The organism is Achromobacter sp. 2789STDY5608621, assembly GCF_001299375.1.
Classification (GTDB): Bacteria; Pseudomonadota; Gammaproteobacteria; order Burkholderiales; family Burkholderiaceae_B; genus Achromobacter; species Achromobacter insuavis.
In genome coordinates, this window is record NZ_CYTU01000001.1 from 1 (window position 1) to 10805 (window position 10805).

Sequence of the window (10805 nt, forward strand, 5' to 3'; positions counted from 1 at the left end):
GGTCATCGTCAGGCTTTTATTCCGCAAAACCCCATAGGCTCTCGCCTGTGGGGTTTTGTCTTTGTGAAAAGCCCGTTTATGCGCGCGGCATGATTATTGAGCCAGGCTCTGATCGTCCGTCGCGCACGAAGCTGGCCATGCAGTACCCAGGATTGGAGCGCTCGCCATTGTGGCGGGAGGCTCGGCAGGTCAAGCCTGATACCCATAGCAAGGTGGTACCACTCCTTCCCATCCCGAACAGGACAGTGAAACGCCTTCGCGCCGATGATAGTGGACGGACGTCTGTGAAAGTAGGTCAGTATCAGGCAGTTATTCGAAAAGAAAACCCCGCAGGCTGACGCCTGCGGGGTTTTTTCTTTGGCGCGAAACGCCGACTGAGGCGATTCTCATGGCGTTGGCCGCATGGGCCGCGCCACCCTTTGCTCCCGCCTCGTTGCCGGCATCAGCCCGGCTGGCGTTGCGCCGCGTCTGGCAGCTGGCGCCGCAGCGCGGCGAAGAACAGTTCGGACTGCAGGCGTTCGCTCTGGATCTGTTCCGCGACCTTCGAGGCGATTCTCGGGTCCACCGGCGCCATGGGGCGGCCGGTGGACTGCGCCAGCACCTGGGCGGTACAGGCGCGCTCGAGGAAGAACAGGTCATCGTAGGCGTAGTCGAGGCGCTCGCCGCAGACCACCACGCCGTGATTACCGAGAAAAGCGATATCGGCGCCTTGCATGGCGTGGGCGATGCGTTCGCCTTCGCTGGCATCCAGGGCCAGGCCGTTGTAGTCCCCATCGACGGCGATGCGGCCGTGAAAGCGCATGGCATTCTGGGATAGCGTGGTATCCAGCGTCCGGTCGGCCGTCAACGTCAGGGCCGTGGCGTACGGCATGTGGGTGTGCAGCACACAGGCCTTGCCGGCGATGCGGTGGATCGCGGCGTGGATGAACATGGCGGTGGGCTCGACTTCGTGGCGTCCCGCGAGTTTCTGGCCCTGGGCGTCGACCAGCAGGATGTCGTCGGCCTGGACTTCGTTCCACATCAGGCCGCGAGGGTTCAGCAGGAAATGATCGGTATCGCCGGGCAGCGCCACGCTGAAGTGGTTGCAGACGCCTTCGCCGAGTCCGTGCGCAGCGGCCGCGCGCAGGGCCAGCGCCAGGTCTGCGCGCAGGGAGGCGACGCGGTCCGCATGAAAGAGCGCGTCGGCGAAGTGGGGATCTTTGTTCATGGGCAACCCGAAGTGAGAGTCGAGAGTGATGGGAGGGCGGAATATTGCTGAAGTCCTGGCGTCCGTGGCGCTGCCTGGCAGGCGCGCGGCCCGGGAGCTTGTCCGGCGGAGCCGGCAACGGCTTGCGCCGCCGGCCCGCGGATTCAGATCCAGCCGGCCTGCTGGAACAGGCCGGGGACTTTGTCCAGACTCGATACAGTAGCGTCGGGGCGATAGTCCGGCAAGGGCTGGCGGCCGGTGCCTCGGTCGATCCAGACGCAGCGGAAGCCGATGTCGCGCGCGGCGGCGTGGTCCAGATGCGGACTGGCGCAGATGTGCACGACCTCGTCGGGCGTGACGCCCAGGCTGTCGTGGGCGTGGGCAAAGATGCGCCTCGACGGCTTGTAGGCGCCGGCCTGCTCGGCAGTGATGACGCGGTCGATGTGGCCGCCCAGCTGCGCCACGTTGCCGGCGATGATGGCGTCATCGGTGTTGGAGATGATGCACAGGCGGAATCCGGCGCGTTTCAGCCTGGCCAGGGTGTCGACCACCTCGGGAAATGGCGGCATGGCCGAGATGCTGCCTGTCAGCAGCTCGGCGTCCTGCGGCCGGTAGGCCAGGTCGAGGTCGCGCATGGTGAGCCGCAGCGATTCGCGGGTGACGTCGACAAAGCGCATATGGGGCGGCGTGCGCTCCAGGCGGTGTTCGTGTTCGTCGTAGACATGCAGGAATTGCGCCGGCGTCGGCGTGTGCTGGCGCGCTTCGCCCGCGGCCAGGATCCGCGCGACGGCGGCCTGCAGGCCTTCATCCCATTGGATCAGGGTGCCGTAGCAGTCGAACGTGAGCCATTGCGGGCGGGGGAGATGGTCCAGGGGCATGGGGATTCCTTTGTGGCGCCGTTGGAGATGAAGCCAGCTTAGGATCTGGCCTGGTGAGTTGTAAAATTAATAATCAAACTCAAGTCAGTGGAATAATGAATATCGTTGGGACTCGGTTCCTGATCCGTTTGGCGCGGGATCGATTCGGACGGGCAAGCCGTGCGGCCCGGCTCCTTCGCGGGCATGGCGTCCGGCCCAACTCACCCCATACCGCGCAGCCATCCAGGACACACCATGCTTGATCTCGAATTGTTGAGGACACTCGTCTGCGTAGTTGATGAAGGCAGCTTCACGCGGGCGGCGGGGCGGGTGCATCGGACGCAATCGACCGTGAGCCAGCAGGTGCGCAAGCTGGAACAGACCGTGGGCAAGACCTTGCTGCTGCGCGACCGGGCCGGCAACCAGGTGCAGGCCACCGAGGATGGCGAGTTGATGCTGGCCTACGCGCGCAAGCTGCTGGCGATGGCGGATGAGGCCGAGCTGGTGCTGTCGGCGCCGCGGCGGATGCAGGCGATCCGATTGGGCATTCCGGAGGATTTCGATGTGTCGCGGCTGACGGCGCTGCTGGCCGGCTTCGCCGCCAGCCATCCGGAAATCCGTCTTGAAACCGGCAGCGGCATGAGCACCGACCTGAAGGCGGGGCTGGCCTCGGGTGAGCTGGATCTGGCGCTGATCAAGCGTGAGCCGGGTGATGGTCCGTGTCTGGCGTCGTGGCCCGAACGGCTGGCATGGGTGGGGGACAAGGCCCTGCTACGGGGCTCGGAACCCGTGCCGCTGGTGCTCTTTCCGCAGGGCTGCATTTATCGCAAACGCATGATCTACGCGCTGGAAAGCGCCGGGCGGCCTTGGCGCGCCGCTTATCACAGCCAGAGTTTGGCGGGGGTGCAGGCGGCCGTGGCGGCGGGCTTGGGCATTTCGTTGCTGCCGGCGTTCGCCTGCCTGCCGGAGCACGGGATACTCGGCGCGGCGCAGGGGCTGGCGCCGGCGCCGCACACTGAACTGGCGATCGTGGGCGCAGCGCGCGCCACGGCCGGCGGCGCGGTGGCGAACCTGATCGCGGTGTTGAAGCGGGCGGTGGGCGAGGACGCTGATCCGCCGCGTCGCCAGCTGGCGTCAGCTTAGGTCGCCGTCCACGTAGTACCAGCGCCCGCCTTCGCGCACGAAACGGCTGACTTCGTGCATCCGGCTGGCGCGGCCGGCCAGGCGGCTGCGCGCGACGAATTCGACGGTGGCGTGATCGGCATCCTGGTCACGGGCCTGTTTGACCGTCAGGCCCAGCCATTTCAAGCCGGGTGGATTGGGTTCGAGCGAGGCGGGGCGGGTGCTGGGATGCCAGGTGTCGAGCAGGTAGGCGAGCCTGTCCAGCACGAAGGCGCTGTAGCGCGAGCGCATCAGGTCTTGCGCGGTGGGGGCCTGCAAGGCCTGCGGGCCCTGGTGCCAGCGGCCGCAGCAGGCGGCGTAGGGCTTGGCCGTGCCGCAGGGACAGGCAATCGGGTCTGGCGTGGTCACGGTGGCAATCAGGCGAGCAGGTCGTTGTATTCGGGATGGCGGCGCATGTAGACGTCGGCGTAGGAGCACTGCGGGCGCACCTTCCAGCCCTGCGCGCGGGCCGTGTCCAGCGCGACGCGGGTCAGTTCGGCGGCGATGCCGCGGCCGCCGACCTGGCTGGGCACGCCGGTGTGCGTGATGGTCATGACGCCGTCGCGCAGATGGTAGTCGAGCACGCACAGCACGCCGTCGACAGTGGCGGTGTAGCGCGAGCGCTCGGTATCGTGGATGACGGAAACCATGGGGCATTCCTGCGTGAGTGAGCGGGGAGCGCCTGCGTGGCAGGCTATCGACATAGGATACCAGCGGCGGCTGGCGGCCCGGGTCAGCGTTGCAGGATCTTCAGCAGCGCCGTCAGCTGCGCATCGCGGGTCTCGACCAGGTCGGCGATGCTGCGCGCACCGGCCTCGGCATTGACGCCGTCGATCAGGCGGCGTTGCAGTTCCGGCGTGACTTCGGGCGAGCCGAGATCGTCCCACCAGGTCTGCACCGGTCCCAGCAGGTGGTCCATGAAGTTGGCCAGGCCGCCCGCGCCGCCGCCGAGGTTGAAGGTCATGTGCGGGCCGAACAGGGCCCAGCGCAGGCCGGGGCCTTGCGACACGGCGGCGTCGATGTCGGCCACGCTGGCGACGTTGTCGGCGGCCAGGTGGATCGCTTCTCGCCACAGGGCGGCCTGCAGGCGGTTGGCGATGTGGCCCGGAACTTCCTTGTTCAGGCGGATCGGGTGCTTGCCCAGCTGGCGATAGAAGGCGATGCAGCGTTCGATGGTGGCGTCCGAGGTCTGCTTGCCGCCCACCACTTCCACCAGCGGGATCAGGTGCGGCGGATTGAACGGGTGGCCGATGACGAAGCGCGCGGCGTGCTGGCACCGCGCCTGCAGCCGGCTCATGATGAGTCCGGAGGAACTGGAGGCGACGATCGCGTGGGGCGCGAGCAGCGCGTCCATGCGCGCGAACAGGTCGGTCTTGAAGTCTTCGCGTTCGGGCGCGTTTTCCTGCACGAAGTCGACGCCTTGCAGCGCGGCGGCCAGGTCGGGCTCGAAGCGCAGGGTATCGGGCGTCGCGCCGGCGGCGACGCGTCCGAGTTCCGTCAGCACGGGCCAGGCGGCGGCAACGCGCGCGCGCGTCAGCGGCTCGGCGTCGGCGGCGGGATCGCAGACCACGACGTCGAGTCCGTGCGCGAGGAACAACGCGGCCCAGCTGGCGCCGATGGTGCCGGCGCCGACGATGGCGACGCGGTTGATGGCGGGGAAAGCGGACGAGTCGGTCATGCGGCGCTCCGGAGGATGTCGATGGGAAGGCCCATTGTGAAGCAAAGCGGGCAGGGTTGCCACGCATGGGGTCGGCGGGCAAGATAGCGGCGCGCGCATCTTCGATGTCTTGCTGGAGGGGTTCATGGATTCGTCACGATCCGCCGGGAGGCGGCCGGTGCCTTACTTTTGCCAATGGGAGTCGGCGCACCTGGCGGGCGCGATCATCCGCAAGGAACTCCGGCTCGAGGACGACCCGGCATGGCCCGCGTCGGGCGCGCGCGACGTGACGGAATATGCGCGCTGGGCCAGCCATGTCTGCGGCATGGCCTGCCTGAAGATGGTGCTGGCGGCCGAGACCGGGCAGGTCCATCCGACCCTGGAGCTGGCGCGTCGCAGCCTGCCGTACGGCGCCTACACGGAAGACGCCGAGGGTCACATCAAGGGAATGATCTACGCGCCGTTCGTGCGCTTCGTGGCCGAGCAATTCGGACTGCAGGCGCAAGTGCGCGTGGATGTGCGCGCGGACGAACTACCCGCGGTGATGGACGGCGCGGCCTATTTCATGGCGTCGGTGCATCCGTGGATCCGCTGGCCGGAGCGCGAGCCGCCGGCCAGGGGCGGGCACCTGGTGCTGGTGACGCGGGCCACGCCGGGGCATGTGACCTTCCACAATCCTTCCGGCGAGCCCGGCGCGCAGGCCGATGCCTGTGTGCCGATGGCGGCATTCGAGCGCGCGTTCGCCGGGCGTGGCGTCGCGATCCTGCGCGCGGCCTGAGTGGCCTGGCGCGTCAGGCGTTGCGGGCGCGGCGCAGATAGCGCCACACCAGCACAGCGGCGGCGAGGTAGCCCGCCGTGATGATGGCGTAGGCGGCGGGCAGGCTGGCGCGCCAGTCCGGCAGCAAGTGCAGGATGGTGCCCATCAGCGCGACGCCGACCAGCGCGCCCGACTGGCGGTTGGCGTTCAGCGCGGCGGCCGCGCTGTTGGCATGGTGCTTGCCCGAGACCTGCATCACCACGCTGGTCATCGCGGGCACCGCGATGCCGACGCCCAGGTTGGCCAGCGCCACGACCGCCGCGAACGGCCAGTAGCGCATGTCGGGCGCGAAGCTGAACAGGCCGACCGCGCTCATGGCGGCGGCCAGGGAGATGCCGCCCAGCAACGCGGCCGAGACGTTCCAGCGCGCCGACACGCGGCTCGATAACAGATTGCCGATCGAGAACACGGCCAGCATCGGCACCAGCTGGATGCCGGTCTGCAGCGCGTCGGCGCCGCGCGCATGCTGCAGGAACAGGCTGAGCAGGAACAGTTGGCCGTAGGCCGCGAGATTGATCAGGAAGCCCACGCCGTTGGCCGCCGCGAATTGCGGGGTCTGGAACAGCGCGCGCGGCAGGATGGGTTCGGCGTGGCGCCGTTCGCGGCGCACCAGCGCCAGCGTGGCCGCCGCGCACAAGGCGGCCGCGGCCAGGATGGGCGCCGACGACCAGCCGTAGGCGTTGCCCTGGATCAGCGCGAAGCACAGCGCGGACAGCGCCACCACGCCGAGCACGTGGCTCAACGGGTTGAGCGCGCGCGGACGGCGCGGCGCGGCCTGGATGCGGCGCCTGGCCAGCCACAGACCGGCCAGGCCCAGCGGCAGGTTGATGAGGAAGATGCCGCGCCAGCCGAATTGATGGATCAGCACGCCGCCCAGCAGCGGGCCGGCGGCGCCGGCCACCGCCACGATGGCCGACCAGGCGGCCAGCATGCGGTTGCGCACCTGCTCGTCTTCGTAGGCATGGGTCAGCAGGCTGAGCGAGCTGGGCATGAACAGCGCCGCGCCCAGTCCCTGCAGCATGCGGGCGGCGATCAGCAGGTCGCCGCCGGGCGCGATGCCGCACAGCAGCGAGGCCAGCGTGAAGACGCCCAGGCCGGCCAGGTAGATGGTCTTGGCGCCGTAGCGGTCGGCCAGGGCGCCGGCCACCAGCAGCAGCGCGGCGAACGTCAACGTGTAGCCGTCGACGATCCACACCAGGTCGGTGAGCGGCACGGTGAACTGTTCCGCGATGCTGGGCAGGGCGACGTTGACGACGGTGACGTCCAGCATCGCCATGACGAAGCCGATGGCCAGGGTGACCAGGGGCAGCAGGCCGGTGACGGCGGGACGCGGGACGGGATCCGCGGGGACGGGGTCGGTGGAGCAGGCGGTGCGCATGACGGGGACTTCCGGGGACGATCCAAGGCGCACAGCTTAGGGTGTTTCCGTGATGCAAAAAATAGGAGAAACTGCGCTATCGTGATGCAAAATTGCATCAGACAATCGATCCCTGCCTGGATCGTTTTTCGAAGGCATCTGTTTTCATGGATTGGGATAACGCCCGCATTTTCCTGGCGATCTACCGCAACGGCACCCTGCGCGGCGCCGCGGCGCTGTTGCAGATCGACCAGGCCACGGCCGGCCGCCGGCTGGCGGCGCTGGAGACGTCGCTGGACGCCCGCTTGTTCCTGCGCACGCCGTCGGGCTACGTGCCGACCGCCGCGGGCGAGCAGGCCTTCGCCGCCGCCGAGCGCATGGAGCAGGCCGCCGACCAGTTGCAGCGGCAGATGCAGGGGCTGGACCACCGGCTGTCGGGCGTGGTGCGGGTGGCGACGTCGGAGACGGTCGCCAGCTATTTCATCATGGAGGCGGTGCGCCGCCTGCACCGGCAGCACCCCGACATCCGCATCGCGTTGTCGACCTCGATCCAGCTCAGCAACCTGACGCGCCGCGAGGCCGATCTGGCGATCCGCAACGTCAAGCCGGATAACCCCGATCTGATCCACCGTCACCTGGCGCGCCGGGATGTCGGCCTGTATGCGTCGAAGTCGTATATTGCCGAGCGCGGCGAGCCGCGCCAGGGCACGGCATTCGCCGGACACACGCTGGTCACCTATCAGCAATCGGTGTTGCCGGGATGGTCGGATACCTTTTGCGGCGAGCCGACGGGCAATGGCCATATCGCGATGGAATTGAACTCGGGCCTGATGATCATCGAGGCGGTGGCGGCGGGGCTGGGCATCGGCGAATTGCCGGTCCACATGGCGCCGCAGTATCCCGATCTGGTGCGCATCTGGCCGCACCGCAGTGAACCCTATGACCTGTGGCTAGTGATGCACGGCGACCTGAACCGCACGGCACGGGTGCGGGCGGTGGCGGACGCCATCGTCGAGGTGTTCGAAGAGAATTGAGGCGCGGGCCTCGTGGCAAACCGCGGCTTGTGGCGGCGGGCCCGCGGCGCTAAGGTTGATCCTCCGACGGCGCGCAGGCGCGCCGGCTGTGTCCCATGACCTGAACGAGGAGTGCCGCGTGTCCGATCTTTGGCGTTTGTCCGCAGTTGAGCTTGCCGCCCGTATCCGCCGGCGCGACGTATCCGCGGTCGAGGCCGCGCAAAGCGCGCTGGCGCGCCTGGAGGCGGTGAATCCCCGCATCAACGCCGTGGTCGATCATCGCGCCGACGACGCGCTGGCGCAGGCCGCCCGGGTCGACGCGGCGCTGGCGCGCGGCGAGGATCCCGGCGCGCTGGCGGGCGTGCCGGTGACGGTCAAGGTGAACGTGGACCAGGCGGGCTTCGCCACCACCAACGGCGTGACGCTGCAGAAGGATGTGATCGCCGCCGTCGACAATCCGGTGGTGGCCAACCTGCGCAAGGCCGGCGCGGTGATCGTCGGACGCACCAACACACCGGCATTTTCGTTGCGCTGGTTCACCGGCAACCTGCTGCACGGCAATACCTTGAACCCTCGCGATCCGGCCCTGACGCCCGGCGGATCCTCCGGCGGCGCGGCGTCGGCGGTGGCGGCCGGCATCGGCCATCTGGCGCACGGCACCGATATCGCCGGCTCCATCCGCTATCCCGCCTATGCGTGCGGCGTGCACGGCCTGCGGCCGTCGCTGGGCCGCGTGCCGGCCTACAACGCGGCCCTGCCCGAGCGCACCATCGGCGGCCAGATCACGGCGGTGTCGGGGCCGCTGGGCCGCAGCATTGCCGACCTGCGGCTGGGCCTGGCTGCGATGGCCGCGCCGGATCCGCGCGACCCGTGGTGGGTGCCGGCGCCCCTGGAAGGCCCCGCCGCGCCGCGTCGCGCGGCGCTGTGCCTGAACCCGGATGGCATGGAGACCGAGCCCGCGGTGGTCAAGGCCCTGCAGGATGCCGCCCGGCGCCTGAGCGAGGCCGGCTGGTCGGTGGATACGGTCGATGACCTGCCGCCGTTGCGCGAAGCCGCCGACCTGCAGATCCGCATGTGGATGGCCGATGGCTACGAGGGCATGGTCGAGGCCGCGCGCAAGGAGGGCGACCGTGGCGCGTTGACGGCGCTGGAAGGCCAGCGCGAGCATGTCGCCGGCATGGACCTGGCGAAATTCTCGGCGGTGCTGACGCGCCGCGCCACGCTGACGCGCCTGTGGGAGCTGTTCCTGGCGGACTATCCGGTGCTGCTGCTGCCGGTGTCGGCGGAGCTGCCGTTCGCGGACAACCTGGATCTGCAGGGCGAGGCTGCCTACCGCCGCGTGTGGCGCGCGCAGATGACGCAGATCGGGTTGCCCTTCATGGGCCTGCCGGGTTTGACGGTGGCGATGGGCAGCGCGGGCGGCAGCCCCGTTGGCGTGCAGGTGGTGGCTGGGCGCTATCGTGAAGACCTGTGCCTGGCGGCCGGCGAGGTGATCGAAGCGGCCGGGCCCGCGGTCGAGGTCGCGGAGCCGGTCGCGCGCTAGGCGCGGCGCGGTCGATCGTCCGGGCGCGCCGGGGAGCCGGTTCGTGTCCCGGGCCGCGCGGCCGCTTGGCCCGGAGTCAGGCGGCGCCCGAGCGCCATTCGGATCGAAGCAGTCCCATCATGCCGGTGTCCCAGCGCGCCTCGCCGGCGCGGGTGGACGAGCGGCGCACGCCTTCGAGCGTGAAGCCCAGCGCCTGGTAGGTGCGGATCGCGGGCGTATTGAACATGTAGACGTTCAGTTCCAGGCGCTCGATGCCGGGCGTGGGAAGGCTTCGTCGATCATCAGCGCCACCATCGGCCGCGCCAGGCCCTGGCCGCGCACGTCGGGCGCGATGGCGACACGGCCCAGGCGGGCATTGCCGTCGCGCCATTCGTAGGCCAGTTGGGCGTGGCCCACCGGCGTGTCGTCGCGGCAGGCCATCCAGCAGCGCCGCGAGGGCGGTTGCGACTGGCCTTCGCGCAGCATGGCGTCCATGTCGGCCGCGGTCAGCGGATGCGACACATGCGAACCGCCCCATTGCACGACTTCGGGCAGGCTGGTGAACCAGCTGGCGAGCAGGGGATAGTCAGCGGTCGAGAAGGGGCGCAGGGTCAGCATAGTCAGCGAAAGCTGAAGCGTACCTTCAGGATGCCGAGATCGCCGTAGGCGAGTTCGACGTCGCGGTTGGCGGGCACGTCCAGGTAGCCGGCGTACGAGCCGGTGATGACGTGCTGGCCGGCGGTCAGGCCCAGGCCCTGCTCGCGCAGGAAATTGGCGAGCCAATACAGGCCGGCCTTGGCGTGGCCGTTGGGATGGATGCCGGCGTGCTGCTCGATCTCGGCGCCGTCGACCGATAGCGTGATGGCCATGTTGGCGGGGGCGGCGTCCGGCGAGGCGATGCGCGGCCCCAGCACCAGGCCGGCATTGAACATGTGGTCGGCCAGCAGCTCGGGCAGGCTGGCGTGCTCGGGCGCGGCGTAGCGGCAGCCCAGCACTTCCAGCGCCAGCCGCGCGCCGGCGATGGCGGCGTCGATCTCGGCGTGGCTGTACGGTTCGTCGCGCGCGGGCAGGTCGTGCGCCAGCTCGAAGGCGATCTCGGGTTCGACGCGGACCACGGGCGAGGTCGCCGGCAGGGGGCCGGCCAGCGCCACGGTCGAGGCGTAGATGGGCGCGACCACGGTCTTTTCGGGCGACGGCAGCGCGCTCTTCCAGGCGCCGATCCCGTCGCGGCGGGG

At 69.2% G+C, this 10805-nt stretch carries 13 protein-coding genes and 1 rRNA gene; 5 read left to right on the forward strand and 9 right to left on the reverse strand.

Annotated elements, in window-relative coordinates; genetic code table 11:
- Positions 1 to 194: 194 nt before the first annotated feature.
- Positions 195 to 307 (forward strand): 5S ribosomal RNA (gene rrf / locus AOZ53_RS00005).
- A gap of 135 nt (positions 308 to 442) precedes the next feature.
- Here rrf and AOZ53_RS00010 read toward each other — a convergent pair.
- Positions 443 to 1207, reverse strand: a complete 765-nt coding sequence (locus tag AOZ53_RS00010; RefSeq protein ID WP_054486537.1) for an aldolase — start codon at positions 1205 to 1207, stop codon at positions 443 to 445.
- A gap of 143 nt (positions 1208 to 1350) precedes the next feature.
- Positions 1351 to 2064 carry a haloacid dehalogenase type II gene (locus AOZ53_RS00015; protein WP_054431716.1) on the reverse strand — a complete coding sequence of 238 codons (714 nt, stop codon included), beginning with the start codon at positions 2062 to 2064 and terminating at the stop codon, positions 1351 to 1353.
- A 234-nt stretch (positions 2065 to 2298) separates the two neighbouring features.
- Here AOZ53_RS00015 and AOZ53_RS00020 point away from each other — a divergent pair, with 234 nt between their 5' ends.
- Positions 2299 to 3186: a LysR substrate-binding domain-containing protein gene (locus AOZ53_RS00020; RefSeq protein WP_054486538.1), complete on the forward strand. Its 888-nt coding sequence runs from the start codon at positions 2299 to 2301 to the stop codon at positions 3184 to 3186.
- On the opposite strand, the gene AOZ53_RS00025 is transcribed toward AOZ53_RS00020, so the two are convergent.
- The 3 genes from AOZ53_RS00025 to AOZ53_RS00035 form a co-directional block, all read right to left on the reverse strand.
- The gene (locus tag AOZ53_RS00025; RefSeq protein WP_054431714.1) at positions 3178 to 3573 is read right to left on the reverse strand and encodes a YchJ family protein; all 396 of its coding nucleotides are present in this window, start codon (positions 3571 to 3573) and stop codon (positions 3178 to 3180) included. The two genes, AOZ53_RS00020 and AOZ53_RS00025, sit on opposite strands and share 9 nt — an antisense overlap.
- An 8-nt stretch (positions 3574 to 3581) precedes the next feature.
- On the reverse strand, positions 3582 to 3854 hold the full coding sequence (locus tag AOZ53_RS00030) for a GNAT family N-acetyltransferase (RefSeq protein WP_054431713.1): 273 nt from the start codon (positions 3852 to 3854) through the stop codon (positions 3582 to 3584).
- 83 nt (positions 3855 to 3937) lie between these two features.
- Positions 3938 to 4882, reverse strand: coding sequence for a 3-hydroxyacyl-CoA dehydrogenase NAD-binding domain-containing protein (locus tag AOZ53_RS00035; RefSeq protein WP_054477775.1), 945 nt, complete (start codon positions 4880 to 4882; stop codon positions 3938 to 3940).
- A 157-nt stretch (positions 4883 to 5039) separates the two neighbouring features.
- On the opposite strand from AOZ53_RS00035, the gene AOZ53_RS00040 reads away from it, so the two are divergent.
- Positions 5040 to 5639, forward strand: coding sequence for a cysteine peptidase family C39 domain-containing protein (locus AOZ53_RS00040; RefSeq protein ID WP_231690534.1), 600 nt, complete (start codon positions 5040 to 5042; stop codon positions 5637 to 5639).
- A gap of 13 nt (positions 5640 to 5652) precedes the next feature.
- Here the strand turns inward: AOZ53_RS00040 and AOZ53_RS00045 are convergent, their stop codons facing one another.
- The gene (locus AOZ53_RS00045) at positions 5653 to 7056 is read right to left on the reverse strand and encodes an MFS transporter (RefSeq protein ID WP_054486540.1); all 1404 of its coding nucleotides are present in this window, start codon (positions 7054 to 7056) and stop codon (positions 5653 to 5655) included.
- A gap of 146 nt (positions 7057 to 7202) precedes the next feature.
- Here AOZ53_RS00045 and AOZ53_RS00050 point away from each other — a divergent pair, with 146 nt between their 5' ends.
- Both AOZ53_RS00050 and AOZ53_RS00055 read left to right on the forward strand, forming a co-directional pair.
- Positions 7203 to 8069, forward strand: a complete 867-nt coding sequence (locus AOZ53_RS00050) for a LysR family transcriptional regulator (RefSeq protein WP_054486541.1) — start codon at positions 7203 to 7205, stop codon at positions 8067 to 8069.
- A gap of 118 nt (positions 8070 to 8187) precedes the next feature.
- A complete protein-coding gene (locus tag AOZ53_RS00055; RefSeq protein WP_054486542.1) occupies positions 8188 to 9591 on the forward strand; it encodes an amidase family protein in 1404 nt (467 codons plus the stop codon).
- Positions 9592 to 9667: 76 nt separating this feature from the next.
- Here AOZ53_RS00055 and AOZ53_RS34910 read toward each other — a convergent pair whose 3' ends face one another.
- From AOZ53_RS34910 to AOZ53_RS00065, 3 genes are all read right to left on the reverse strand, one after another.
- Positions 9668 to 9817: a GNAT family N-acetyltransferase gene (locus tag AOZ53_RS34910; protein WP_231690535.1), complete on the reverse strand. Its 150-nt coding sequence runs from the start codon at positions 9815 to 9817 to the stop codon at positions 9668 to 9670.
- Between the two features lie 8 nt (positions 9818 to 9825).
- Positions 9826 to 10188, reverse strand: a complete 363-nt coding sequence (locus tag AOZ53_RS00060) for a GNAT family N-acetyltransferase (protein ID WP_231690536.1) — start codon at positions 10186 to 10188, stop codon at positions 9826 to 9828.
- Positions 10189 to 10190: 2 nt separating this feature from the next.
- Positions 10191 to 10805: fumarylacetoacetate hydrolase family protein (locus AOZ53_RS00065; protein WP_054486732.1), on the reverse strand; the 615-nt coding region annotated here is incomplete at its 5' end.

What these genes read in the sequence shown, in the direction of transcription:
- AOZ53_RS00010 (WP_054486537.1), bottom strand. Translation starts at nt 1,207, where the DNA reads ATGAACAAAGATCCCCACTTCGCCGACGCGCTCTTTCATGCGGACCGC.
- AOZ53_RS00015 (WP_054431716.1), bottom strand. Translation starts at nt 2,064, where the DNA reads ATGCCCCTGGACCATCTCCCCCGCCCGCAATGGCTCACGTTCGACTGC.
- AOZ53_RS00020 (WP_054486538.1), top strand. Translation starts at nt 2,299, where the DNA reads ATGCTTGATCTCGAATTGTTGAGGACACTCGTCTGCGTAGTTGATGAA.
- AOZ53_RS00030 (WP_054431713.1), bottom strand. Translation starts at nt 3,854, where the DNA reads ATGGTTTCCGTCATCCACGATACCGAGCGCTCGCGCTACACCGCCACT.
- AOZ53_RS00035 (WP_054477775.1), bottom strand. Translation starts at nt 4,882, where the DNA reads ATGACCGACTCGTCCGCTTTCCCCGCCATCAACCGCGTCGCCATCGTC.
- AOZ53_RS00045 (WP_054486540.1), bottom strand. Translation starts at nt 7,056, where the DNA reads ATGCGCACCGCCTGCTCCACCGACCCCGTCCCCGCGGATCCCGTCCCG.
- AOZ53_RS00050 (WP_054486541.1), top strand. Translation starts at nt 7,203, where the DNA reads ATGGATTGGGATAACGCCCGCATTTTCCTGGCGATCTACCGCAACGGC.
- AOZ53_RS34910 (WP_231690535.1), bottom strand. Translation starts at nt 9,817, where the DNA reads ATGTTCAATACGCCCGCGATCCGCACCTACCAGGCGCTGGGCTTCACG.
- AOZ53_RS00060 (WP_231690536.1), bottom strand. Translation starts at nt 10,188, where the DNA reads ATGCTGACCCTGCGCCCCTTCTCGACCGCTGACTATCCCCTGCTCGCC.